Annotated in this window: 23 protein-coding genes and 1 riboswitch; of the genes, 11 read left to right on the top strand and 12 right to left on the bottom strand. The window is 71.9% G+C overall.

Annotated elements, in window-relative coordinates; genetic code table 11:
- The first annotated feature begins 145 nt into the window (after window positions 1-145).
- The gene (locus ACZ592_RS03610; protein ID WP_471579836.1) at window positions 146-880 is read left to right on the top strand and encodes a lysophospholipid acyltransferase family protein; all 735 of its coding nucleotides are present in this window, start codon (window positions 146-148) and stop codon (window positions 878-880) included.
- A gap of 268 nt (window positions 881-1,148) precedes the next feature.
- Here ACZ592_RS03610 and ACZ592_RS03605 read toward each other — a convergent pair whose 3' ends face one another.
- The 9 genes from ACZ592_RS03605 to ACZ592_RS03565 all read right to left on the bottom strand — a co-directional run bounded on the left by ACZ592_RS03605 (window position 1,149) and on the right by ACZ592_RS03565 (window position 10,800).
- Window positions 1,149-2,804: an alpha/beta hydrolase gene (locus ACZ592_RS03605; protein ID WP_471579835.1), complete on the bottom strand. Its 1,656-nt coding sequence runs from the start codon at window positions 2,802-2,804 to the stop codon at window positions 1,149-1,151.
- A gap of 351 nt (window positions 2,805-3,155) precedes the next feature.
- Complete coding sequence (locus ACZ592_RS03600; protein ID WP_471579834.1) at window positions 3,156-4,787, bottom strand: M4 family metallopeptidase; 1,632 nt, start codon at window positions 4,785-4,787, stop codon at window positions 3,156-3,158.
- 622 nt (window positions 4,788-5,409) lie between these two features.
- Window positions 5,410-6,291, bottom strand: a complete 882-nt coding sequence (locus ACZ592_RS03595) for an urease accessory protein UreD (RefSeq protein WP_471579833.1) — start codon at window positions 6,289-6,291, stop codon at window positions 5,410-5,412.
- Window positions 6,249-6,932 (bottom strand): urease accessory protein UreG, encoded by a 684-nt coding sequence (gene ureG, locus ACZ592_RS03590; RefSeq protein WP_471579832.1) that lies wholly within the window; start codon window positions 6,930-6,932, stop codon window positions 6,249-6,251. The genes ACZ592_RS03595 and ureG overlap by 43 nt, the downstream gene beginning before the upstream one ends.
- Before the next feature lie 99 nt (window positions 6,933-7,031).
- Window positions 7,032-7,706 carry an urease accessory protein UreF gene (locus ACZ592_RS03585; RefSeq protein WP_471579831.1) on the bottom strand — a complete coding sequence of 225 codons (675 nt, stop codon included), beginning with the start codon at window positions 7,704-7,706 and terminating at the stop codon, window positions 7,032-7,034.
- A 28-nt stretch (window positions 7,707-7,734) separates the two neighbouring features.
- On the bottom strand, window positions 7,735-9,456 hold the full coding sequence (locus ACZ592_RS03580; RefSeq protein WP_471579830.1) for an urease subunit alpha: 1,722 nt from the start codon (window positions 9,454-9,456) through the stop codon (window positions 7,735-7,737).
- Window positions 9,449-9,760, bottom strand: a complete 312-nt coding sequence (locus ACZ592_RS03575) for an urease subunit beta (RefSeq protein ID WP_471580004.1) — start codon at window positions 9,758-9,760, stop codon at window positions 9,449-9,451. The genes ACZ592_RS03580 and ACZ592_RS03575 overlap by 8 nt, the downstream gene beginning before the upstream one ends.
- 49 nt (window positions 9,761-9,809) lie before the next feature.
- Window positions 9,810-10,112, bottom strand: a complete 303-nt coding sequence (locus ACZ592_RS03570; RefSeq protein WP_471579829.1) for an urease subunit gamma — start codon at window positions 10,110-10,112, stop codon at window positions 9,810-9,812.
- A gap of 409 nt (window positions 10,113-10,521) precedes the next feature.
- On the bottom strand, window positions 10,522-10,800 hold the full coding sequence (locus ACZ592_RS03565) for a type II toxin-antitoxin system Phd/YefM family antitoxin (RefSeq protein ID WP_471579828.1): 279 nt from the start codon (window positions 10,798-10,800) through the stop codon (window positions 10,522-10,524).
- A 668-nt stretch (window positions 10,801-11,468) separates the two neighbouring features.
- Here ACZ592_RS03565 and ACZ592_RS03560 point away from each other — a divergent pair.
- The 3 genes from ACZ592_RS03560 to ACZ592_RS03550 all read left to right on the top strand — a co-directional run bounded on the left by ACZ592_RS03560 (window position 11,469) and on the right by ACZ592_RS03550 (window position 13,463).
- Window positions 11,469-12,104 (top strand): ATP-dependent Clp protease proteolytic subunit, encoded by a 636-nt coding sequence (locus ACZ592_RS03560; RefSeq protein ID WP_471579827.1) that lies wholly within the window; start codon window positions 11,469-11,471, stop codon window positions 12,102-12,104.
- Between the two features lie 7 nt (window positions 12,105-12,111).
- Entirely contained in the window at window positions 12,112-12,420 is a 309-nt protein-coding gene (locus tag ACZ592_RS03555; protein WP_471579826.1) for a hypothetical protein, read from the top strand.
- 389 nt (window positions 12,421-12,809) lie between these two features.
- A riboswitch (cyclic di-AMP (ydaO/yuaA leader) is annotated at window positions 12,810-12,986 on the top strand.
- Between the two features lie 3 nt (window positions 12,987-12,989).
- Window positions 12,990-13,463 (top strand): C40 family peptidase, encoded by a 474-nt coding sequence (locus ACZ592_RS03550; protein ID WP_471579825.1) that lies wholly within the window; start codon window positions 12,990-12,992, stop codon window positions 13,461-13,463.
- An 84-nt stretch (window positions 13,464-13,547) separates the two neighbouring features.
- Here the strand turns inward: ACZ592_RS03550 and ACZ592_RS03545 are convergent, their stop codons facing one another.
- Entirely contained in the window at window positions 13,548-14,165 is a 618-nt protein-coding gene (locus ACZ592_RS03545; RefSeq protein ID WP_471579824.1) for a LysE family translocator, read from the bottom strand.
- Window positions 14,166-14,248: 83 nt separating this feature from the next.
- On the opposite strand from ACZ592_RS03545, the gene ACZ592_RS03540 reads away from it, so the two are divergent.
- On the top strand, window positions 14,249-15,166 hold the full coding sequence (locus ACZ592_RS03540; RefSeq protein ID WP_471579823.1) for a LysR family transcriptional regulator: 918 nt from the start codon (window positions 14,249-14,251) through the stop codon (window positions 15,164-15,166).
- Between the two features lie 37 nt (window positions 15,167-15,203).
- Here ACZ592_RS03540 and ACZ592_RS03535 read toward each other — a convergent pair whose 3' ends face one another.
- Window positions 15,204-15,656, bottom strand: coding sequence for an ATP-binding protein (locus tag ACZ592_RS03535; RefSeq protein ID WP_471579822.1), 453 nt, complete (start codon window positions 15,654-15,656; stop codon window positions 15,204-15,206).
- Between the two features lie 273 nt (window positions 15,657-15,929).
- Between ACZ592_RS03535 and ACZ592_RS03530 the strand changes: the two genes are divergently transcribed.
- Both ACZ592_RS03530 and ACZ592_RS03525 read left to right on the top strand, forming a co-directional pair.
- The gene (locus ACZ592_RS03530; protein WP_471579821.1) at window positions 15,930-16,793 is read left to right on the top strand and encodes a helix-turn-helix domain-containing protein; all 864 of its coding nucleotides are present in this window, start codon (window positions 15,930-15,932) and stop codon (window positions 16,791-16,793) included.
- A gap of 9 nt (window positions 16,794-16,802) precedes the next feature.
- Entirely contained in the window at window positions 16,803-17,027 is a 225-nt protein-coding gene (locus ACZ592_RS03525; protein WP_471579820.1) for a DUF397 domain-containing protein, read from the top strand.
- Between the two features lie 30 nt (window positions 17,028-17,057).
- Here the strand turns inward: ACZ592_RS03525 and ACZ592_RS03520 are convergent, their stop codons facing one another.
- Window positions 17,058-18,230 (bottom strand): 8-amino-7-oxononanoate synthase, encoded by a 1,173-nt coding sequence (locus ACZ592_RS03520; protein WP_471579819.1) that lies wholly within the window; start codon window positions 18,228-18,230, stop codon window positions 17,058-17,060.
- Window positions 18,231-18,350: 120 nt separating this feature from the next.
- Between ACZ592_RS03520 and bioB the strand changes: the two genes are divergently transcribed.
- From bioB to ACZ592_RS03500, 4 genes are all read left to right on the top strand, one after another.
- Entirely contained in the window at window positions 18,351-19,565 is a 1,215-nt protein-coding gene (gene bioB / locus ACZ592_RS03515; protein WP_471579818.1) for a biotin synthase BioB, read from the top strand.
- Complete coding sequence (locus ACZ592_RS03510; protein ID WP_471579817.1) at window positions 19,558-20,838, top strand: adenosylmethionine--8-amino-7-oxononanoate transaminase; 1,281 nt, start codon at window positions 19,558-19,560, stop codon at window positions 20,836-20,838. The genes bioB and ACZ592_RS03510 overlap by 8 nt, the downstream gene beginning before the upstream one ends.
- A gap of 1 nt (window position 20,839) precedes the next feature.
- Window positions 20,840-21,592: a dethiobiotin synthase gene (bioD, locus tag ACZ592_RS03505; protein ID WP_471579816.1), complete on the top strand. Its 753-nt coding sequence runs from the start codon at window positions 20,840-20,842 to the stop codon at window positions 21,590-21,592.
- A gap of 156 nt (window positions 21,593-21,748) precedes the next feature.
- Window positions 21,749-22,420 (top strand): class I SAM-dependent methyltransferase, encoded by a 672-nt coding sequence (locus ACZ592_RS03500; protein WP_471579815.1) that lies wholly within the window; start codon window positions 21,749-21,751, stop codon window positions 22,418-22,420.
- Window positions 22,421-22,471 lie beyond the last annotated feature (51 nt).

Raw genomic sequence — 22,471 nt, 5'->3', positions numbered from 1 at the left:
CACCCTTCCCCGGCGCCGCGCGTCGAGCCGCCGCGCCGGTCACTCCCCCGCCCGGCCGCACGCAACGGTCCGAACGGGCTCTCGCGTACGCGCCGTCGATTGGCTACTGTGCGTCGGCACCGCGACCACGGGGAAGGCGGCAGCCATGTTCTACCTACTGCTCAAGCACGTGATCCTCGGACCGCTGCTCCGGCTGATGTTCCGGCCCAGAATCGAGGGCCTGGAACACGTGCCGGACCACGGCGCGGCGATCGTCGCGGGCAATCACCTGTCGTTCTCCGACCACTTCCTGATGCCCGCGATCATCAGGCGCCGCATCACCTTCCTCGCGAAGGCCGAGTACTTCACCGGCCCCGGCATCAAGGGCCGGCTGACGGCCGCGTTCTTCCGCAGCGCGGGTCAGATTCCGGTGGACCGGTCGGGCAAGGAGGCGGGCCAGGCCGCGATCCGCGAGGGCCTGGGGGTCCTGCACAAGGGTGAGCTGCTCGGAATCTATCCGGAGGGCACCCGCTCGCACGACGGGCGGCTCTACAAGGGCAAGGTCGGCGTCGCCGCGATGGCGCTCAAGGCCCAGGTGCCGGTGGTCCCGTGCGCCATGATCGGCACGTTCGAGGCGCAGCCGCCCGGCCAGAAGGTGCCCAACCTCAAGCGCGTCACGATCCGCTTCGGCGAACCGCTCGACTTCACGCGCTACGTCGGCATGGACGACGAGAAGGCGGTCCTGCGGGCCGTCACCGACGAGATCATGTACGCGATCCTCGGGCTCTCCGGCCAGGAGTACGTCGACAAGTACGCGGCCGTCGTGAAGGCGGAGGAGGCGGAACGGGCGGCGGAGCGCGCCAAGGCCCAGCGGAAGTTCCCGAGGATGCCGCTCAGCTGACCGTCGGGCCGGGGGCCTCGACCGCCGCGGTGCGGGCCCTGGCCTAGGACGGCTGGGCGGTGACGGTCCTTCCTCGAGAGGTGGCCGCGACGAGCGATGGCCCTATGGCGTGCGCGCGGTGCGCCTGGACCGGGTACCGGCCGAGCACCACGCCTGGCTCTTCGGCTATGCGGCGGAACATGTCCGACCGGCCGGCCGGCGGAGGTGGGGCCGCGCGACCGGTCGGCCGCCACCGGGTGTCCACCGATGGCGGCCGGCCCGTCGGGGGTTACGGCTTCGGGGTGGCGTGCGGCCCGCACGTCACGTCGGAGGCGTCCACCTTGCCGGTCAACAGGTACGTGTCGACGCGGTCGTTCAGGCACGGGTTGGCGATGTTGGTGATGCCGTGCGAACCGGCGCCCTTCTCCGTGACCATGCGGGAGCCCTTGAGCCGCTTGTGCAGTTCGACGGCGCCCGGGTACGGCGTGGCCGCGTCACGGGTCGACTGGACGATCAGTGTCGTGGGCAGGCCCTTGTGGGTGCGGATGTCCAGCGGGCGCTGCTGCTTGCTCGACCAGGTCGCGCACGGCAGGTTCATCCAGGCGTTGCCCCACGTGAAGAACGGGCTGGTCCGGTGGATGCGGGTGTTGTCGCGGTCCCACTTCTTCCAGCTGCGCGGCCACTTGGCATCGGCGCACTCGACGGCCGTGTAGACCGCGTTGCCGTTCTCCTGGGCGATGTTGCCCGCGGTGTCGGACAGGTCGGGGCTCGCGGCCTCGACGAGCGGCTTCGGGTCGCCGGCGACGTACTTGCTCCAGTTCGTGGCGATCTCGACCCAGTAGGAGTCGTAGTACGGCGCGTTCTGGAAGTAGGAGTGCAGCTCGGCCGGGCCGACGACGCCGTCGAGCGGCTGCCTCTTCGCGGTGGCGCGCAGCTTGTCCCACTGGGCGCGGACCTTGCCGTAGGTGTCGCCGAGGTGGAAGGCCGCGTCGTTTTTCGCGACCCACGTCATCCAGTCGATGAGGCGCTTCTCGAAGGCCACGTCCTGGTCCAGGTTGACCTCGTACCAGATCTTGTCGGTGCGCGGGTTGACCACGGAGTCGAAGACCATGCGGCGCACGTGCTTCGGGAAGAGGTTGCTGTAGACGGCGCCCAGATAGGTGCCGTAGGAGACGCCGAGGAAGTTGAGCTTCTTCTCGCCGAGCGCGGCGCGGATGACGTCCAGGTCGCGGGCGGTGTTGAACGTCGTCATGTGCGGGAGGAGGTCGCCGCTGCGCTCCTGGCAGCCGTCCGCGTACTCGGCGGCGAGCTTGCGCTGGGCGCGCTTGTCGGCCTCGCTGCCGGGGATCGGATCGAGCTTGGGAGCCTTGACGAACTCCTGCGGGTCCACGCAGGAGACCGGTGCGGAGTGGCCGACGCCGCGCGGCTCGAAGCCCACGAAGTCGTAGGCCTTCGCGGTCTTCTCCCACAGCTTGCTCTGGGTGACGACGCGGCGCGGGAAGCGCAGACCGGAGGCGCCGGGGCCGCCGGGGTTGTAGAGGAGCGAGCCCTGCCGCTCCCCCGTGCCGCCGGTGTTCCCGATCCGGTCGACGGCCAGCTTGATCTTCTTGCCGTCCGGCTTGGCGTAGTCGAGCGGCACGGTGACCCACCCGCACTGGATCGGCTTCTCCAGACCCCAGTCGGCGGGGCAGTCGCGCCAGTCGACGCCGGCCTTCGCGGCACGCCGCGCGGCGAGTTCGGCGCCGCGGGCCTCACGGTCCTTGGCGGAAGGAGCCGCGGAGACGCCGCTCCGATCGGCCCGCGCGCCGGTCCTGCCGTCGGCGTTCGCCGTCGGCGCCACGACGGCACCGGCTATCAGTGTCGCCGCGACGAGGGCGCCCGCGGATCCGAGCACCGCCGTCCCTCTGTTCCCTGGGGTCCTTCTCAAGTGAGGCCTCCCGCACATCGATTCGAGAAAATTCGATCAGTACGGGGGATCCTTGCGCCTGCGGGGTGGCCGCGGACAGATGGGGCGGACGTTCTTTACCATTCCGATAAACGGTGCGGGGGGCTCCGGTGAGCGGTCTGCGCCTGTCGGATTCAGGGGCCCCACGGGCCCGGTACTGACCAGTGACTCCCCCGGTACGGCCGTCCCAACGAGAAGGTCGAGCAGATCCTCAACCGGCAAGGAACACCGCCTCCCGGCCGGTCCGAGAGCCTGCGTCGGCGGCTCAAAGCACGGCCGGCCGAGGAGAGGGGAACGCGTAAGGGGCGGCGTCCGTTGCGGACACCGCCCCTTACGTTACCGACAGGCGATTTACTTGACGTTGACGCCGGTCCAGGCGGCGGCCACGCGCTTGTACTCGGTGGAATTCGCGCCGTACAGGTCCTTCGCGGCGCTCAGCGTGCCCTTACGGGCCGCCTTGTAGTTGGTGGTCGACGTGAAGTACGTCGTCAGGGCCTTGTACCAGATCTTCTCGGCCTTGCCGCGGCCGATGCCCAGCACCTTGGAGCCGTCGGCGGTCGGCGAGTTGTAGTCGACGCCGTTGATCCGCTTCTTGCCGCTGCCCTCGGACAGCAGGTAGAAGAAGTGGTTGGCGATGCCCGAGGAGTAGTGGACGTCGACGTTCCCGGCGTTGGCGCTCCACTTGTCCAGGGAGCCGCCGTCCTTGGAGGGCTTGTCCATGTAGCGCAGCGGGGAGCCGTCGCCGTTGATGTCGATCTTCTCACCGACGAGGTAGTCGCCGACGTCCTTGGGGTTCTTGGCCTTGAACTCCACGGCAGCGGCGAAGATGTCGGAGGTGGCCTCGTTGAGGCCGCCGGACTCGCCGCTGTACTCCATGTTGCCGGTCGCCGAGGTGACGCCGTGCGACATCTCGTGGGCCGCGACGTCGATCGAGGTGAGCGGCTTCTTGTCGCCCTCGCCGTCGCCGTACGTCATGCAGAAGCAGCTGTCGTCCCAGAAGGCGTTGACGTAGCCGTTGCCGTAGTGGACCCGGGAGGTCGCGCCCTTGCCGTCGCCGTTGATGCCGGTGCGGCCGTGCACGGACTTGTAGTAGTCCCAGGTGAGCTGGGCGCCGTAGGCGGCGTCGACGGCGGCGGTCTGCGCGCTCGACGGCTTGCCGTTGCCCCAGACGTCGTTGGCGTCCTTGAAGAGCTTGCCGGTGCCGCTCTGCGCGTGCTTCAGGTCGAAGGTGCGGTGGCCGCCCCGTGCCTTGTCGGTCAGCTCGTAGCCGCTCGTGACCTTCTTGGAGCCGATCGTGACCTTGCCGCTGTACTGGCTGTTGCCGGTGCCGTTCTCGATGGCCTGGTACTGGTACAGCTTCTTGCCGGTCGCGGCGTCCGTGATGACGTGGAGCCTGCTGGGCGTGCCGTCCTTCTGCACGCCGGTGACGACGGTCTCGTACGCGAGGACGGGCTTGCCGGAGGCGGCCCAGATCACCTTGCGGGGCGACTGCGCGTCGGCCTTGGCGGTCTTCGCCTTCGCGGCGGTCGACTCGGCGGACTCGGCGACCGAGCCCTTGGCGAGCTTCGCCTCCGTGGAGGCGACCTTCACGGTGGCGTCGGTCGCCTTCGTGACGCCCTTCAGCTCGCCGCTCTTGGCGGTGTGCACGACGAGGTCGCCGCCGAGGACGGGCAGACCGTCGTAGGTGCGCTCGTAGCGGGTGTGCGTGGTGCCGTCCCGGTCCTTGACGACGTCGCGGACGACCAGCTTCTCCTTGGCGCCGAGGCCGATCCGCTCGGCGGTCGCCGATCTCTCGGCGCTCGCGTCCTGGAGGAGGTCCGCGCGGACCGACGCCGAGAGGGCCACCGGGGAGCCGGACGGCTCGGTGTCGTTGTCCGGCTGGGCGGAGGCGCCGGTGGTCAGTCCGGCGGCGAGCAGCGCGCCGGCGGCGACAGCGGTGGCGATCGCGAGCGTCGAACGCTTACGGGATATGTCAGAGGTCACGCGGGCTCCATCTGTGGGGGCCCGGGAGGCATGGAAGGCCGCCCGGAGCAGAAAGGACGCGATGCGGGTGTGCAGCGTGTGGCTGTACGTGCAGCGTGTTGCGGGGAAGCGTGCCATTTCAACCAGTACATGTCAGCTTTTGACTGGATGTTGGCCGGATATGATCCGTTGAGCGATGGTCGACATACGCAATGCGAACAGGTCGCACACGCGGGCGGCATCGACAACGCGCTTGCCGGACACCCGAGTTGACGACCTGCTGTGCCGCCCCTCGGGTGCGGGGAGAGCCTCTGCGCGGGGGAGGCTTATGGACAGGCGACTTTCCAGCCGCCGGCATGGCCGTACCGGCCTGGCGGGCGACGCAAGGTACCTGACGGCTCATCAGGGCGAGCGTCACCGAGGCCACCGTGCATAAGGCCGAGCTGAGGCCCACAATGCTCGTCGGCCGCGCGGAGCGGCGAAGGTCACGCGCCCAGCGGTCTGGCCGCACGGGTGGCGCCCGGATGCCGTGCGCGCCGGCTCTCACCGCGCACGTCGACGCATGACCGTACCCGCGGCTGGTCCTCGATCCAGCCGCGGGTGAGTGTCTGACCGCGTGACAACGCCTCCGAACGGGCGGTCGTCACCGCTCGGCGGCCGGGCCGTCCAGCCTGCGCAGCGCCTCGTCGAGTGCCTTGCGCACCAGGAGGGCGTCGGGGGCGACGGCCGTGATCAGGACGCCCGGCCCCGCGAGCGGGGTGAGCGCGGCCCATGCGCCGAGCGGCGCCGGCTCAGGCTTGCGCTGCTCGTACTCCGGTCGTACGACCACGAGTTGCCCAACTGCCCGGTGCCCGGCGAGCACCGCGGGTCCGTCCCAGCCACCGGGGGCGCCGGGACCGCAGGCCAGCTCCTGGTCCAGGAGGAGCCGGCCCGCGCGGCGCACGGTGAGGCGACTGGTGAGGCGGCCCGGGTCCTCGCCCGTGCGGCCGAGGACCTGCTCCTCGCGCAGGACCAGGCGGGCGCCGACGGCGAGGTCGGCGCGCGTGGTGACGCGCAGGTCGCTGTCGCGTACGGAGATCAGCTGTTCCGGCAGCCAGTGCAGTTCGGCGTCGTCGGCGACGGTGAGGGACACGTCGTAGCGCGCCGTCGGTTCCGTCTGACCGGGCAGCGCGATCGTGGCCGCCGCCGAGGCGATGTGCAGCGCCGCACCGGGGTGAGCCGTGGCCTCGACGGCGAGGTGGTCGCCGCCGAGGGGGCCGCTCATCGCGCCGACCAGGGTGACGCGGGCCGCGGACCCCGTGGAGCGGGTGCGGCGCAGGGCGAGCGGACCGTCGCCGTCCAGGACGGGCAGGGAGGTGCCGCCTCGGCCGTCGGCGCGCGCCTCGACGCGGGCGGTGGCGCGGATGCCCGCGCCGCCGGTCCGGGGGGCGGACCGCTCGGGGCCGCTGGGCAGGGCGGCCGTCCGCTGCGCCAGGTCCACCGTCACGCCGACGCGGTCCATCCGGCGTACTGCTGCCGCACCCATGCGGCGACCGGTCCCACACCCTCGCCGGACCGCAACGACTGGAAGGCGACGGGGAGTTCGGCGCGCTGCGCCTTGGCGTCGGCGGCCATCCTCGCGAGGTCGGATCCCACGTGCGGGGCGAGGTCGGTCTTGTTGACGACGAGCAGGTCGGCCGTGGAGACGCCCGGGCCGCCCTTGCGCGGGATGTCGTCGCCGCCCGCGACGTCGATGACGAAGATCTGCGCGTCGACGAGGCCCTTGGAGAAGGTGGCGGTGAGGTTGTCGCCGCCGGACTCGACGAGGATCAGGTCGAGCGGGCCGACCTCGTCCTCCAGGTCCTCCACGGCCTCCAGGTTGGCGGAGATGTCGTCGCGGATCGCCGTGTGCGGGCAGGCGCCGGTCTCCACCGCGGTGATGCGCTCGGGCGGCAGGACGGCCTCGCGCAGCAGGAACTCGGCGTCCTCACGGGTGTAGATGTCGTTGGTGACGACGGCGAGGGAGAGCTCCTCGCGCAGCTCGCGGCAGAGCGCGGCGACGGTCGCGGTCTTGCCGGAGCCGACCGGTCCGCCGAGTCCGATGCGCAGGGCGCGGCGGCTGCCGTCGGGCCGGTGGGCGTCGGCGCTGACGGCGGCGGGGCCGTCGTGGGAGTGGTCGAGGTGCATGGGTGCAGCTCCAATCCGATGAGTCGTGAGCCCGGGGCCGGGTCAGGGTCCCGGGCGGGGTGGTACGGGGGTTCGCCCCGAAGGAGGGACCGGCGTTCGCTAGGACGCGAAGAGCCGGACCGGCCAGGCCGCGTGCGCCTCCGCGCTGATCTCCAGAAGTGGCGCGGAGGCCGCCGGCAGCACGTCGGCCCCCTCCTCGACGGCGCGTCTCGCCGCGTCGGCCGCCCGGAGTGCCACGTGGTCGACGTCCGGGGCGAGCCGGGCCAGGACCGCGGTGGCGTCGAAGGGGTCGAGGCTGAGCAGCCGCACGGTGGCGGTCGCCGGTCCGCTGATCCCTTCGTACGCCGAGCAGTACGCGGCGTCCTCGGGGCCGAGCCCGGCGGCGCGGGCGGCGAGTCCGAGGACGACGGGCTGGTGGGCGCCCTTGGGGTACTGCCGGGCGAGCGCGTCGAGTTCGGGGTGGGGCCAGGTGGCGCGGGCGGCCCGCATCATCTGCCGGCCGAGCCGCCGTGCGGCGGTGCGCAGGGCGGGAGAGGGCGTGCGGGCGTCCGCCGCCTCGTCCAGGGCGACCGGGTCGACGCCCAGGGCCGCGGCGGCCGCCAGCGCGGCCGACACGAGCCCGGAGGTGTGCAGCCGCCCCCGGCAGAAGGCCTCGAGGCTCGCCGCGCCGGTGACGCGGCCCGCCTTGACGGCCGCCTCCGCCCCGCCGGAGTGCGCGTGCCCGCCGGCCGGGAAGCGGCCGTCGGCCAGGACGAGAAGTGCTGCTCTGGACATGGAAACCGTCGCCTGGATCGTCGGGCCGTCAGAAGAGGAAGTATCGCTGCGCGAGCGGCAGCTCGGCGGCGGGCGACGGCTCGACGAGTTCGCCGTCGATGGTGACGGCGAAGCTGTCGGGGGCGACCTCGACGCGGGGCAGCGCGCTGTTCTCGCGCATGTCCGCCTTGCTGCGGCCTCGCGTGGAGCGGATCGGCACGAAGGGCTTGTCCAGGCCGAGGCGCTCCGGAAGGCCGTCGTCCAGCGCCGACTGGGTGACGAAGTTGAGGGAGTTGAGCGCCGGGGCCCTGCCATGGGCCCCGAACATGCGGCGCGGCAGGACCGGCTGCGGGGTCGGGATGGACGCGTTGGCGTCGCCCATCTGCGCGTACGCGATCTGCCCGCCCTTGAGGACGACCTGCGGCTTGACGCCGAAGAACGCGGGTTCCCACAGCACGAGGTCGGCGAGCTTGCCGGACTCGACCGAGCCGATCTCGTGGTCGATGCCCTGGGCGACGGCCGCGTTGATCGTGTACTTGGCGACATAGCGACGCGCGCGGAGGTTGTCGGCTCGGACGTCCCCCGGCAGGAGACCGCGGCGCCGCTTCATCACGTGCGCGGTCTGCCACGTCCGCATGACGACCTCGCCGATGCGTCCCATCGCCTGGGAGTCCGAGGACATGATCGAGATGGCGCCGAGGTCGTGGAGGATGTCCTCCGCCCCGATCGTGGTGGGCCGGATGCGGGACTCGGCGAAGGCGAGGTCCTCGGGGACGGCCGGGTTCAGGTGGTGACAGACCATCAGCATGTCGAGGTGTTCCTCGACGGTGTTGACGGTGTGCGGCCGGGTCGGATTGGTGGAGCTCGGCAGCATGTTGGGCAGCGAGACCGCCGTGATCATGTCGGGTGCGTGTCCGCCGCCCGCGCCCTCGACGTGGAAGGCGTGCAGGGTGCGGCCCGCGACCGCGTCGAAGGTGGCGTCGATGAAGCCCGCCTCGTTCAGCGTGTCCGTGTGGACGGCGAGCTGGGCGCCGGTCTCCTCGCAGACGTTCAGGCAGGCGTCGATGGTGGCGGGCGTCGCGCCCCAGTCCTCGTGGATCTTGAAGCTGACGGCGCCGGCCCTGAGCTGCGCGTGCATCGACTCCGCGTTGACGGTGTTGCCCTTGCCGAGGAACCCGATGTTGACCGGGCTGGACTCCAGCGCGGCGAACATCCGGGACAGGTGCCACGCGCCCGGCGTGATCGTCGTCGCCTTGCTGCCCTCGGCGGGTCCCGTGCCGCCGCCGAAGAGGGTGGTGACGCCCGAGGCCAGCGCCTCGTCGACGATGGTCGGCGAGATGAAGTGGATGTGGGTGTCGATGCCGCCCGCGGTGAGGATCTTGCCGTTGCCCGCGATGACCTCGGTCTCGGGGCCGATGACGAGGTCGGGGTGGACGCCGTCCATCGTGTCCGGGTTGCCGGACTTGCCGATGCCGGTGACGCGGCCGTCCCGTATGCCTATGTCGGCCTTGACGATCCCCCAGTGATCGATGATCACCGCGCCGGTGATGACGGTGTCCGGGGCACCTTCGGCGCGCGTGGTGCGGGCCTGGCCCATCGACTCGCGGATGACCTTGCCGCCGCCGAACACGGCCTCGTCGCCGGAGCGCCCGGGGCCGCCCGAGCGGTCCTCCTCGATCTCGATCAGGAGGTCGGTGTCGGCGAGCCTGATCCGGTCACCGGTGGTGGGGCCGAAGAGATCGGCGTACGCGGCACGGGACAGCTCAGGCATCGAGGGCACCTCCGGTCTCGCCGCGCAGACCGGGCACGATGCGCCGGCCGGCCAGCGGGACGAGTTCGACGTCGACGGGGATTCCGGGCTCGAAGCGCACGGCGGTTCCCGCGGCGACGTTGAGCCGCTTTCCGTGCGCGGCGCCTCGGTCGAAGTCCAGACCCGGGTTGGCCTCGCCGAAGTGGTAGTGGGAGCCGACCTGGACCGGGCGGTCGGCGGCGTTGAGGACGGTGAGGCGGGTGACCTCGCGCCCTTCGTTGAAGGGGATGGACTCGTCCGCGAAGAGGATCTCTCCGGGGATCATCCCCTGACCCGTGCCGTGCGTTGCGGCATGCATGAGGCGCGAACTCCCGTCAGACGATCGGCTCGTGGACGGTGACGAGCTTCGTACCGTCCGGGAAGGTGGCCTCGACCTGGACGTCGTGGATCATTTCCGGGATGCCCTGCATGACGTCGTCGCGGGTGAGCACCTTGCGCCCCGAGGACATGAGCTCGGCGACGGTGCGGCCGTCCCTGGCTCCCTCGAGGATGTGCGAGGTGATGAGGGCGATCGCCTCGGGGTGGTTGAGCATCAGCCCCCGCGCCCTTCGCTTCTCGGCCACATCCGCGGCCACATGGATGAGCAGTCTCTCCTGCTCGTGCGGGGTCAGTTGCACGCGTCCCACCTCACAGTCCTCGCTCCGAACCGTGCGGGGTCCGGCTGCCGCGGCCACCGCGACGGATATAGATGTAACACACAGCGAAGGTGCGCGATCTTGCGCACCCCGGATAGAGAATCCGCTGGTGGCGTGGCACGGGAGGGTAGTTGGGAGGAGTTTCAACGAGGTTAACCAGCCGTTGACTGATCCATGACCGTCTGCAGAGCTGAGCGATACCTGACGGTTCCCTGGAGCCCCCAGACGCCGGGATTCCGCCCTACGGCAAAATGTTTCCGCCCTGCGGCGGATCGGCAGGAACCCGTCGAGGGGCCAGTGGGTTTCCATGCGGATGAACCAGCACAAAAAGGGCGCTCAACAGGGCAAGCGGCGCACCCAATCCGTCACACGATCGTCAACACCCGCGCCGCTACGTCGCGTTCGGCCCTCGGTGCTCGGCCGCGATGCCGAACCGCTGCCGCTCCGCCGGCGCCGCGGCCGGTGAGGAGCCAAGGGACGTGACAGTGCTGACCGTCCGCTCCGCCGCGGCGTCGAGCTCCGCCAGGCGTTCGAGATCGGCCGCGGAGACCAGCGCCACGAGCGGCTTGCCGTGCCGGGTGACGACGACCCGCTCCCCGCCGTACACGACGCGGTTGATCAGCTCGGCGAGCTCTGCGCGGGCTTGCGTCACCGGAATCTCGTAGGCCATGCACCCAGCTTAAACGGCACCTCTCACAAGCTGCGGGGAGGCGTGATGCCACGGGGACGCGTGATGCCACGGGGACGCGCGATCCCTGCGAGTCGCGGCTCGCCGCTGACGCGAGGACATTCGGCGCACCGTCCAGATCCACCCGAGCGGGGCGAGCCCGAGGGGAGCGGACCGCTCGAGCGCAAGGCGCGGTTGTCGGCCGTGGTGCTGCGGAAGAGCACCTGCCGGGCGCGGCGCGCGCGGCGGGACCGCGCGGCGAGCACGGCAGAGGCGGGGCCCGGCACCCGGCAGGCCGGGCGGGTCCAGGTGCCCGGCAGTCCGGGCGGGCCCAAGTGCCCGACTCCGCCGCGCGGGCGTTCGCGGCCCTAGAACGGCAGATCGAGACCGGCGCGTGGTCGTGCACGGCCATCACCCGCTCCCCCGCCGCGCCGGAGATCAGCTCCACCCACTCGACGGGCCGCCAGGTGTCGGGGTGGACCAACGCCCGCGCCGCACAGCGCCCTTCCGCGTCCGAGAGGAGGAGGGCCGGCCTGCGGGAAGAGCGGCGGCACCCCGGCGAGTCACCTTCCCACTCTCCCCCACCCGCCCTTTCTCCGTACAGGACGTACGTACTGTACATTTTTTACAGAGCCCCGACCGCACCGCGACCGGGAGAAGAGAGGCGTGCCATGAACCGTCCGTCCGCCCGCTACGTCCTGCCCCAGTTCACCGAACGCACCAGTTCGGGGGCGCGGACGATGGATCCGTACTCCAAGCTCCTGGAAGAGCGGATCGTCTTCCTCGGCACCCCCGTCGACGACACCTCGGCGAACGACGTGATGGCGCAGTTCATGCACCTCGAGTACCAGGCGCCGGACCGCGACATCTCGCTGTACATCAACTCCCCCGGCGGCTCGTTCAGCGCGATGACCGCGATCTACGACACCATGCGGTTCGTCAGCTGCGACGTGGAGACGATCTGTCTCGGCCAGGCCGCGTCGGCCGCCGCCGTGCTGCTCGCCGCGGGCACCCCCGGCAAGCGGTTCGCGCTGCCCGGCGCGCGCGTGCTGATCCACCAGCCCGCGGTCGCCGAGCCGATCCAGGGCCAGGCCTCCGACCTGGCGATCCAGGCCGACGAGATCCTGCGCACCCGGCAGCTCCTGGAGGAACTGCTCGCACGGCACACCGGGCGGAGCACGGAGCGGATCACCGCGGACATCGAGCGGGACAAGATCCTCGACGCTCCCGCGGCGCTGGAGTACGGGCTCGTCGACCGGATCATCCCGAGCCGCAAGTCCTCGCTCGCCGCGCGCGATCCGAGGTGACCCGCCGATGCCGCCGCCCGAACTGCCGCCCCTGCCGGCCCTCACACGGGCCGAGGCCGAGCTGATCGACCGCTATCTCGACGTCGTCGACCTGCTCGGCCGCATCAATCCGGCCCGCGCGGAGCACACCTACGGCGGGCTCCGCGCCGCTCAGGCCCTGGTCGGCCGGGCGACCGCGCTGCGGGACGCCCTCGCCCTGATGCACCGGCGGGGCGAGAGCGAGGTGCACGCGCCCACGCTCGCCCGGGCGTTGCGTGTCCTCGACGGCGAACGCCGGACCGGGCGCGTCGCCGTGCCGCCCCCACCGGGCACCTGAATACTCCCGCGCCGCCCCTTCACCACTCTCCCCGCCCCCCCGGCCGCCCGGTTCCCGCCACCGAAACGTCCGGGCCCCCTTCGAAACGGACCAGTCGGGCTACCTCGGACGGCGTAGCCAGGAGTCCGTAACCGCACGGTCGCAACTTGCGCGGAGCGCGCACGACTCGGGCGGAATCAGGCATTCCGCTGCTGGTCGAGCCGTCGTCAGACCCGGGGGCCGCGACCCCAATTCGGCACTGTCCACCTGAACAGGTCAGTCGTGAGGAGCCTCACAAAACGCCGTTTCGGCTCGGTTTTCGAGCCCATCTCGGGTCAAGATCCCTTCCGACGACAAGCCCCCGCCACAGCGGCGGGGCGGTCCGGGCGGACGCCGAGTCCTGCCGCCACCCGGATGACCGGTCGACATCTGTGCAACGGCAGGAGTGGAGGACCCAGGTACGACGGGCCCGTCCGGACAGTCCGGGCGACGCCCTTGGGGTGAAGCCGCAGAGCACCACGCGGCCGGGCATCTTCGCCTGCCCGAACCCGACAGGTCATCTTTCACAGGCGGCTGACGAAGGGTTGCGCATGACCGCGCTGAATCACGTTCCGTCGCTGCTCACCAGGACCGGCGCCGCATCGGTCCTCACGCTCGCCGTCGTTGGCGGCACCGTCGTGGCCCCCGGGCTCACGTCACAGGCCGAGGCGGCCACCCACGGGACGAAGGCGCTGGGCGTCGCGGCGTCCAAGAAGGGCTCCGCGTACCGCTACGGCGCCGCGGGCCCCAACCGGTTCGACTGCTCGGGGCTGACGCTCTACTCGTTCAAGAAGACGGGCAAGAAGCTGCCCCGCACCGCCGGCGCCCAGTACAACAAGACCAAGCACATCTCCAGGTCCCAGCGGACCCGCGGCGACCTGGTGTTCTTCCACTCCGGCCGGAACGTGTACCACGTCGGGATCTACGCGGGTAACAACCGCATCTGGCACGCCCCCAAGACCGGGGCCGTGGTCCGCCTGGAGAAGATCTGGTCCAAGAGCGTCTGGTACGGCCGGGTCCGCTGACCCTGCCGCCGCCGGGCGGTCGGCGCGCGCCGGGCACCGACAAGGTGCCGGGGCCCGCGCGCGCCGACCGTGCGCACGGCGGACTCAGACCAGGAGCGGCTCGAGGAGGAGCACCAGGCCCAGCGCGGCGAGCGCGGTGCCGGTGACGGCCTCGACGGCGCGGGCGGTACGCGGCCTGCGCAGCCACGTGCCGAGCCGGTCCACCAGGAGCGCCACCACCGGGAACCACAGCAGGGCGAACGCCACCACGATCGCCGCGAGCAACAGCGTCCTGGGCATCGCGGGGCTCCCGTCGGGCACGAACTGCGGCAGCACGCTCAGGAACGTGATCGACGCCTTGGGGTTCAGGGCGTTGGTCAGGAAGCCCTCGCGCAGGCCGCCGCCGCGCACGGCCGGCCCTTCCCCCTCCGGGGCACGGGGCCGGGCCGCCGAACGCAGCGCGCGGAACGCGAGGTAGAGCACGTACCCGGCCCCGACGATCTGCAGCGCCCGGAAGAGCGCGGGCACGGCCGCGAGCACCGCGGCGACGCCCGCGACCGCCAGCGCGGTGTGCACCAGAAGCCCGCCCGCGACGCCGACGGCGCAGGCGATGCCGGCCCGCCGCGAGACCAGGGCGTTGCGTACGACGACGGTGAAGTCGGCGCCCGGCACGGCGACCATGCCCGCGGCGACACCGGTGAAGGCGACCAGTTGTGCGTCCATGCGCCAAGACTGCCCGCAGCGGGCCTTCAGCAGGTATGTGGAATATCCTGGGTCTGCCTTAAGCAGGCGTTTAGGGAGTGGCCATGTACGACCCCACGCGGCTCGCCGCACTCGTCGCGGTCTCCGAGGCGGGTTCGATCACCCGGGCAGCCGAACGGCTCGGCTACACCGTCCCCGCGCTCTCGCAGCAGCTGGCCAAGCTGGAGCGGGAGGCGGGCACCTCCCTGCTCGTCCGCCACCACCGCGGGGCCCGGCTGACCGGCGCGGGCGAACTCCTCCTGGGCCACGCCCGCCGGGTGCTCGACGAGATGGAACGGGCCCGGCACGAACTGGCCCGCCTCACCGGGCTCTCCGGCGGGCGGCTGCGCGTGAGCACCTTCCAGACGGCCGGCATCCATCTGCTGCCCCCTGTGCTGTCGTCGTTCCGCAGGACCCACCCCGACGTCGAGTTGACGGTGACGACGCACGAACCGCCGCTCGGCGTCGCGGCCGTGGCGGCCGGCGACGTCGACCTGGCCCTCACCCACACGTATGAGCCCGCCGACCCGGTGCCGCTGCCCGCCACCGTGTCGGCCGAGCCCGTCCTGGTCGAGGAACTGGTCCTGGTGACCCAGCCGGGGCACGCCCTCACCAGCGGCACGTCACGGCTGCCGCTCGCCTCTCTCGCCGGGCAGCCGCTGATCAGCATGGCCCCGGAACACCCGCCCCGGCACGCCGTGGAGCGAGCCCTCGCACGGGCCGGGGCGACACCCGCGGTGCTGGTCGAGACGCCGGGCTACGCCCTGGTCTGCGCGCTGGTCAGCGCGGGTCTCGGCGTCGCCGTCGTGCCGGAGATGGTGGCCCGTACCGCCGCGACGCCGGTCGGAATGCGTCTCCTGGAACCCGGCGACCTGCGGCGCACCATCTCCGTCGTGCACCGCACCGGAGAGTCGGGCGCCGCCGCGGACTCCTTCAGGGCGCTGCTGCGCGGGGCCTTCGGGCGCTCGGCGAACGCGGTCTGACCGGCGGCCGCCACGCCGTCGAGCGGCCGCGGGCCGGTCAGTGGGCGGCGTCGCGGTGCCTGCGCCGGACGGGCGCCTTCCACGGCAGCGCGATCCACACGGTCTTGCCGCCCTCGTCGGTGGGGCTGACCGAGAGCCGGCCGCCGCACTCCGCCGTCAGCCAGCGGATGATCACCATCCCTCGGCCGTTGTCCTGCTGGACGGCGGCGGGCAGCCGCTTGGGGTAGCGCGGATGGCTGTCGGTGACCCCGATCCGCAGCTGTTCGTCCCGGTCGAGCTCGACGTCCACGGTGAAGGTGGGCGACTGGCCCAGGGTGTGCTGCACGGCGTTGGTGGCGAGTTCGGAGACGATCAGCCTGATCGTGTCGGTCACCTCGGCGTCCCCGGGCAGGCCCCACTCCGAGAGCACGCGCAAGACGTATTTCCGGGCCGCGGGGACCGAGGCAGGATCGCTCGGCAGGGTGACGGAGGCTTCCTGAAGGTCTGCCATGGCGACGCTGTCCCTTTCCCACCGGGACCGGTCTCCGACTCTCGGCGGATGACTCGAGGACAGTCCCGGACTGGTGCTTCGCGCCAGCCTGCCACTCCTTGGCCGGTCACGCGTGGCGATCCACCGAGATGTGCATATATCTGTCGCTCGAAGCGGTGAACTCTGCTACGGCAGACCGTATTTGGGCGAGACACTGGTCCTTCCTCTACTGTCGCCTACTGCCCCCGCCCTGCCGCCGGGAAATCCGGCGGCTCCGTCCGGAAGGAGTCGGGCATGCAGTACGGCCCCGCGGTGCGCCGCCGCCAGCTCGGCGCCGAACTGCGCGCGCTGCGCGACCGGGCCGGGCTGACCAGCAGTGAGGCCGCGGCGAAGGTGGGCTGGCACCAGTCCAAGGTGAGCCGGATCGAGACGGGCCGCAGCGGCGTGAAGGCCACCGACGTGCGGCTGCTGCTCGCGGCGTACGAGGTGAAGGACCCCCAGCTCGGCGAGCTGCTGATCGCGTTCGCCGGCGCCGACGATCCCGGCACCGGGCGCCACCACTGGTGGAAGGCCTACAACGATCTGCTGCCGCCCGCCTACCGGGACTTCATCAGTCTGGAGTCGCAGGCGAGCTGGGTGCGCACGCTGGAGAGCTCCGTGGTCCCCGGGCTGCTGCAGACTCCCGATTACGCGCGTGCGGTGACCCGGGCCGCGCTCGGCGGGCTGCCCGAGAAGCAGGTCGACGCGCTGGTGGAGGTGCGCCTGGCCCGGCAGGACGTACTGCGCGCGGATCCGCCGCTGCGCCTCAGCGTGGTCATGGACGAGGCGGTGCTGCGGCGCCCGGTGGGCGGGGCGCGGGTCTTCGCGGGGCAGTTGGCCAGGTTGCGGGAGGTGTCCCAGTTGCCTCATGTCCGGCTTCAGGTGCTTCCCTTCGCCGCGGGTGAGCATGTGGGACTGATCGGTCCTTTCGTTATTTTTTCATTTCCGAACATTGCTGATCTGGATCTGGTTGTTCTCGACCATTTGACGAGTAGCCTCTACCTCGAACGGAAAGAAGACCTCCAGGCGTACACGGAGGCCTTCAACTCCCTTCAGGTACAGGCGCTTTCACCCGAGGATTCAACGAATTTCATCGCCGGGCCAAGCGACGGCGCGTAAGGAGGCACCATGACCGCAATGCCTCGGTACGTACCTTCCAGCACGACACTTCACGGTGCGCGGTGGCAGCGCAGCAACTACAGCAACGGAATGAACAACTGTGTCGAGACCGCCACACTCGACTCGGGTCCGCTGACCGGCCTGCGTGCCGTGCGTGACTCGAAGAACACCGCAGGGCCCGCCCTGCTGTTCTCCCCCGGCCCCTGGGAGTCGTTCGTCAACAGCATCCGGTGAGCGGCTGCCGGCCCCGCACGGGCCGGTCGTTCACCGAGGTGCACTGCGGCTGATCACCCGTACGGCACCGGCGATCTGTTCGTCGGTGAGATCCGCACGGGCGGTCAGCCGCAGCCGCGACACCCCGTCCGGCACCGAGGGCGGTCGGAAACAGCCCACGGCAAGACCCTCGGCCCGGCAGTCGGCTGCCCACCGCACGGCCCGCTCCGGCGACGGCGCGCGCACGGAGACGACGGCGGCGTCGGGCCGTACCGCCGCGAGGCCTTCGGCCGTGAGGCGTCGGTGCAGCTCGCCCGCGACCGCACGGGCCCGTGCGGCGCGTTCGGGTTCGCGGCGCAGCAGGCGCAGGGCCGCGAGGGCGGCACCGGCCGCGGCCGGTGCGAGCCCCGTGTCGAAGATGAAGGTGCGGGCCGCGTTCACCAGGTGCGCGATGACCTTGGCGGGGCCGAGTACGGCGCCGCCCTGGCTGCCGAGGGACTTGGAGAGGGTGAGGGTGACCACGGTGTCGTCCGCGCCCGCGAGCCCCGCGGCGTACGGGGCGCCCCGGCCACCGTCGCCGAGCACGCCGAGACCGTGGGCGTCGTCGACGATCAGCCCGGCGCCGGCCTCCCGGCAGACCGCGGCCAGGCCGGCCAGCGGCGCCATGTCGCCGTCCACCGAGAACACCGAGTCGGACACCACGACGGCAGGGCCGCCGTGGCCGTCCAGCGTCTTGCGCACCGCCTCCGGGTCGGCGTGCGGCACCACCTGCGTCGACCCGCGCGCCAGCCGGCAGCCGTCGATCAAGGACGCGTGGTTGCCCGCGTCGGAGACGATGAGCGAGCCGTGCGGGGCGAGCGCGGTGACGGCCGCGAGGTTCGCCGCGTAGCCGGAGGAGAAGACGAGCGCCGCCTCGAAGCCGCAGAACTCGGCGAGTTCGCGCTCCAGTTCGGCGTGCAGCTCGGTGGAGCCGGTGACCAGCCGCGATCCCGTGGCGCCACCGCCCCAGCGCCGGGCCGCGACGGCCGCGCCCTCGGTGACCTCGGGGTGCCGGGTCAGGCCCAGGTAGTCGTTGCCCGCCAGGTCGAGGAGGCCGTCCGCGTCGGCGGGGCGCGGGCGCAGGGTCCGGACGAGTCCGGCGTCGGCGCGCAGCCGCGCCTGCTCGTCGAGCCAGCCGAACGCCTCGGTGGGCGCGCCCGTGACGGGGTGCCTGTTTGTAGACATTGCACAGACCTTAGTCGCCGTGCCACCCGGCCAGGGTGTGGCAATACCCACACCTCAAAGCGTTTCTGTTGTGCGAAGTCTCCTTGGCCAGAAAGGCTGCGGTGCGTAAGGATCAGCGCCATGGACCTGCTGAACACGCTGGTGGACAAGGGGCTTCGGCGCGAACTGCCGACCCGTGAAGAGGCGCTGGCCGTACTGGCCACTTCCGACGACGATCTCCTGGACGTAGTGGCCGCCGCCGGGAAGGTGCGGCGGCAGTGGTTCGGGCGACGGGTGAAACTCAACTATCTGGTCAACCTGAAGTCGGGCCTGTGCCCCGAGGACTGCTCGTACTGTTCGCAGCGCCTCGGATCCAAGGCGGAGATCCTCAAGTACACCTGGCTGAAGCCCGACGAGGCCTCGCAGGCCGCCGCGGCCGGGGTCGCGGGCGGCGCCAAGCGGGTCTGCCTGGTGGCCAGCGGCCGCGGTCCGACGGACCGTGACGTCGACCGGGTGGCGCGGACCATCGCGGCGGTCAAGGAGGAGAACGAGGGCGTCGAGGTGTGCGCCTGCCTCGGACTGCTCTCGGACGGCCAGGCCGAACGGCTGCGGGGCGCGGGCGCGGACGCGTACAACCACAACCTCAACACGTCCGAGGCGACGTACGCCGACATCACGAAGACGCACACGTACGCGGACCGTGTCGACACCGTCCAGAAGGCGCACTCGGCGGGTCTTTCCGCCTGCTCGGGGCTGATCGCGGGCATGGGCGAGAGCGACGAGGACCTCGTCGACGTCGTGTACGCGCTGCGGGAACTCGACGCCGACTCGGTGCCGGTGAACTTCCTGATCCCCTTCGAGGGCACGCCGCTGGCCAAGGAGTGGAACCTCACGCCGCAGCGCTGTCTGCGCATCCTCGCGATGGTCCGCTTCGTCTGCCCGGACGTGGAGGTGCGTATCGCGGGCGGCCGCGAGGTCCACCTGCGCTCGATGCAGCCCCTCGCGCTGAACCTCGCCAACTCCATCTTCCTCGGCGACTACCTGACCAGCGAGGGCCAGGCGGGCAAGACCGACCTGGAGATGATCGCGGACGCCGGCTTCGAGGTCGAGGGCGCGGACCAGGTGACGCTGCCCGAGCACCGCGTGCGCGCGGCGGCCGCCGCGGGTGGCTGCGGCTCGCACGGAAGCACCGGCTGCGGCGGGCACGAGGGCGGTGCCTGCGGCTCGCACGAGGGCGGCCCCTGCGGCACGGCCGAGCCCGCCGCCGAGCCGGTGGCGGTTCCCGGCGAGGCGCGGCCGGACCTGGTGGCGGTACGTCGCCGGGGCACGGGAACGGACCTGGCGCCCAATGCCTGACCTGTCCACCTCCGATCTGCTCGCGCTCGACCGTCGGCACGTCTGGCACCCCTACGGACCCATGCCGGGTCGCCAGGAACCGCTGGTCGTGGAGTCCGCGAGCGGGGTCCGGATGCGTCTCGCGGACGGCGGCACCGAACTGGTCGACGGCATGTCGTCCTGGTGGTCGGCGATCCACGGCTACAACCACCCGGTGCTCAACGACGCGGTGCGGGGCCAGTTGGACCGCATGAGCCACGTCATGTTCGGCGGGCTCACGCACGAGCCCGCCGTCCGGCTCGCGAAGCGTCTTGTCGACATGTCGCCCGAGGGGCTGGAACACGTCTTCCTCTCCGACTCCGGGTCCGTCGCCGTCGAGGTCTCGCTCAAGATGTGCCTCCAGTACTGGCGCTCGCTTGGCCGGCCGGCGAAGCAGCGGGTGCTGACCTGGCGCGGCGGCTACCACGGGGACACCTGGCAGCCGATGGCCGTCTGCGACCCCGACGGCGGCATGCACGAGCTCTGGCAGGGCGTCCTGCCCCGCCAGGTGTTCGCGGACGCGCCGCCGACGGCGTACGAGGAGACGTACGCGACGCACCTGCACGACATGATCGGGCGCCACGCCCATGAGCTCGCGGCTGTGATCGTCGAGCCCGTGGTGCAGGGCGCGGGCGGCATGCGCTTCCACTCCCCCGCCTATCTGCGGGTCCTGCGCGAGGCGTGCGACGCGCACGACGTGCTGCTCGTGTTCGACGAGATCGCGACGGGCTTCGGCCGCACGGGTGCGCTGTTCGCGGCGGAGCACGCGGGTGTCACGCCCGATGTGATGTGCCTGGGCAAGGCGCTGACCGGCGGCTATCTGTCGCTGGCTGCGACGCTGTGCACGCCCCGGGTCGCCGAGGGCATCTCGCGGGGCGAGGTGCCCGTCCTCGCGCACGGGCCGACGTTCATGGGCAATCCGCTGGCCGCCGCGGTGGCCGGGGCCTCGATCGACCTGCTCCTCGGGCAGGACTGGCAGAGCGAGGTCAAGCGCATCGAGTCGGGTCTGCGGGAGGGCCTGGCCGAGGTGACCGATCACCCCTCGGTACGGGAGGTCCGCGTCCTCGGGGCGATCGGGGTGGTCCAGTTGGACCACCCCGTGGACATGGCGGCGGCGACCCGGGCCGCGGTGCGCGAGGGCGTGTGGGTCAGACCGTTCCGCGACCTGATCTACACGATGCCGCCGTTCATCACCGGCGACGACGACCTGGCACGGATCGGGCGCGCGGTGTGCGCCGCGGCGCGGGAGGGCTGACATGACAGTGATCGTGGTGTCCGGGACGGGCACGGAGATCGGCAAGACGGTGACGACGGCGGCCGTGGCCTCGGTCGCGCTCGCGGCGGGGCGCAGCGTCGCCGTGCTCAAGGCCACGCAGACCGGGGTAGCGCCCGGCGATCCCGGCGACGTGCAGGAGGTGGCCCGGCTCGCGGGTGACGGTGTCACGACACGGGAACTCGCGCGGTTCCCGGAGCCGTTGGCGCCCAACACCGCCGCGCGCCGGGCCGGCCTGGCGCCGGTGCGCCCCCGGGACGCGGCCGACGCGGCGGAGAAGCTGGCGGCGGAGCACGACCTCGTGCTCGTCGAGGGCGCGGGCGGCCTGCTCGTACGCCTCGACGACGACGGCGCCACGCTGGCGGACGTCGCGGGAATGCTCGACGCGCCGGTCCTCGTGGTCGCTCCGGCGGGCCTCGGCACCCTCAACACGACGGCGCTGACGGCGGAGGCGCTGCGGGCGCGCGGCGTGCGTCAGCTGGGCGTCGTCGTCGGCAGCTGGCCCACGGCTCCCGACCTGGCCTCGCGCTGCAACCTCGCGGACCTGCCGGACGCGGCGGGCGCGGACCTCCTCGGTGCGGTCCCGGCCGGCGCGGGATCGCTGGCGGAGTCCGAGTTCCGTGCGGCGGCCGGGAGTTGGCTGGGCCCGGAGCTCGGCGGCACGTGGGACGGAGCGGCGTTCGCGGCGCGTGAGGCGCCCGCGGCCTGGGGAGCGAGCGGTACGGCCGAGCGCTGATCGGCACCGCTTCCGTGCGCGGCCGGCCGGGGCGGCGACGCTCCGGCCGGCTGACCGGTGGAGCCCGCCCCCCGAAGTGAACCGCCCCGAGGGTGAGGGGAACGACGCCCCCCGGGGCACCATGGCGGTATCCACTCGCTCCGCCGAGGAGGGCCCATGTCGCCTCGCTCCGCCAAGCCCGTGCCCCGGGACGCCGTGCACCACCCCGTCTTCGCCCGTTTCTACGCCCGGCACAGCGTGGCCGCCGAGCCCGTGATCGGCGGCCGTCGCAGGGAGCTCCTCGCCGGTCTCTCCGGTCGGGTCATCGAGGTCGGCGCGGGCAACGGCCTCAACTTCGCGCACTATCCGGGCACGGTCTCCGAGGTCGTGGCGATCGAGCCGGAGCGCCTCCTGCGGCGCCTGGCGGTGGACGCCGCCCTGCGCGCGGACGTGCCGGTCGACGTGGTGCCGGGGGCCGCGGAGGCGCTGCCCGTCAAGAGCGAGGCGTTCGACGCGGCCGTCGTCTCACTCGTGCTGTGCAGCGTGCGCGACGTGCCGCGGGCCGTCGGTGAGCTGCGCAGGGTGCTGCGGCCCGGCGGTGAGCTGCGGTTCTTCGAACACGGGCGGGCGCCGGGGAGGCTGATGGCGATCACCCAGCGCGTCCTGGACCGCACGGTGTGGCCGCCGCTGTTCGGCGGTTGTCACGTCGCACGGGACCCGCTCCAGGCCCTGCGCGGGGCGGGCTTCGAGGTCGGCGCGCACCGGCGGTTCCTGGTGCCCGCGAAGGGGCCGCGCCTGCCGTCCTCGTACTGCGTGCTGGGCGCGGCACGCCGCCCCGTCACGTCCTGACCGACACCACGCGCCCGTCGCCGGCCCGCTCCGCCCCGGACCGGACGCGGA

The sequence above is a fragment of the Streptomyces sp. NPDC040622 genome (assembly GCF_055593965.1).
This window is presented reverse-complemented; position numbering and strand designations above follow the sequence as displayed.

Bases quoted from the DNA above. Each gene is read 5' to 3' on its own strand.
- ACZ592_RS03610 (WP_471579836.1), top strand. From the start codon at position 146: ATGTTCTACCTACTGCTCAAGCACGTGATCCTCGGACCGCTGCTCCGG.
- ACZ592_RS03605 (WP_471579835.1), bottom strand. From the start codon at position 2,804: ATGTGCGGGAGGCCTCACTTGAGAAGGACCCCAGGGAACAGAGGGACG.
- ACZ592_RS03595 (WP_471579833.1), bottom strand. From the start codon at position 6,291: ATGGGTGCGGCAGCAGTACGCCGGATGGACCGCGTCGGCGTGACGGTG.
- ureG (WP_471579832.1), bottom strand. From the start codon at position 6,932: ATGCACCTCGACCACTCCCACGACGGCCCCGCCGCCGTCAGCGCCGAC.
- ACZ592_RS03585 (WP_471579831.1), bottom strand. From the start codon at position 7,706: ATGTCCAGAGCAGCACTTCTCGTCCTGGCCGACGGCCGCTTCCCGGCC.
- ACZ592_RS03580 (WP_471579830.1), bottom strand. From the start codon at position 9,456: ATGCCTGAGCTGTCCCGTGCCGCGTACGCCGATCTCTTCGGCCCCACC.
- ACZ592_RS03575 (WP_471580004.1), bottom strand. From the start codon at position 9,760: ATGATCCCCGGAGAGATCCTCTTCGCGGACGAGTCCATCCCCTTCAAC.
- ACZ592_RS03565 (WP_471579828.1), bottom strand. From the start codon at position 10,800: ATGGCCTACGAGATTCCGGTGACGCAAGCCCGCGCAGAGCTCGCCGAG.
- ACZ592_RS03560 (WP_471579827.1), top strand. From the start codon at position 11,469: ATGAACCGTCCGTCCGCCCGCTACGTCCTGCCCCAGTTCACCGAACGC.
- ACZ592_RS03555 (WP_471579826.1), top strand. From the start codon at position 12,112: ATGCCGCCGCCCGAACTGCCGCCCCTGCCGGCCCTCACACGGGCCGAG.
- ACZ592_RS03550 (WP_471579825.1), top strand. From the start codon at position 12,990: ATGACCGCGCTGAATCACGTTCCGTCGCTGCTCACCAGGACCGGCGCC.
- ACZ592_RS03545 (WP_471579824.1), bottom strand. From the start codon at position 14,165: ATGGACGCACAACTGGTCGCCTTCACCGGTGTCGCCGCGGGCATGGTC.
- ACZ592_RS03540 (WP_471579823.1), top strand. From the start codon at position 14,249: ATGTACGACCCCACGCGGCTCGCCGCACTCGTCGCGGTCTCCGAGGCG.
- ACZ592_RS03535 (WP_471579822.1), bottom strand. From the start codon at position 15,656: ATGGCAGACCTTCAGGAAGCCTCCGTCACCCTGCCGAGCGATCCTGCC.
- ACZ592_RS03530 (WP_471579821.1), top strand. From the start codon at position 15,930: ATGCAGTACGGCCCCGCGGTGCGCCGCCGCCAGCTCGGCGCCGAACTG.
- ACZ592_RS03525 (WP_471579820.1), top strand. From the start codon at position 16,803: ATGACCGCAATGCCTCGGTACGTACCTTCCAGCACGACACTTCACGGT.
- ACZ592_RS03520 (WP_471579819.1), bottom strand. From the start codon at position 18,230: ATGTCTACAAACAGGCACCCCGTCACGGGCGCGCCCACCGAGGCGTTC.
- bioB (WP_471579818.1), top strand. From the start codon at position 18,351: ATGGACCTGCTGAACACGCTGGTGGACAAGGGGCTTCGGCGCGAACTG.
- ACZ592_RS03510 (WP_471579817.1), top strand. From the start codon at position 19,558: ATGCCTGACCTGTCCACCTCCGATCTGCTCGCGCTCGACCGTCGGCAC.
- bioD (WP_471579816.1), top strand. From the start codon at position 20,840: ATGACAGTGATCGTGGTGTCCGGGACGGGCACGGAGATCGGCAAGACG.
- ACZ592_RS03500 (WP_471579815.1), top strand. From the start codon at position 21,749: ATGTCGCCTCGCTCCGCCAAGCCCGTGCCCCGGGACGCCGTGCACCAC.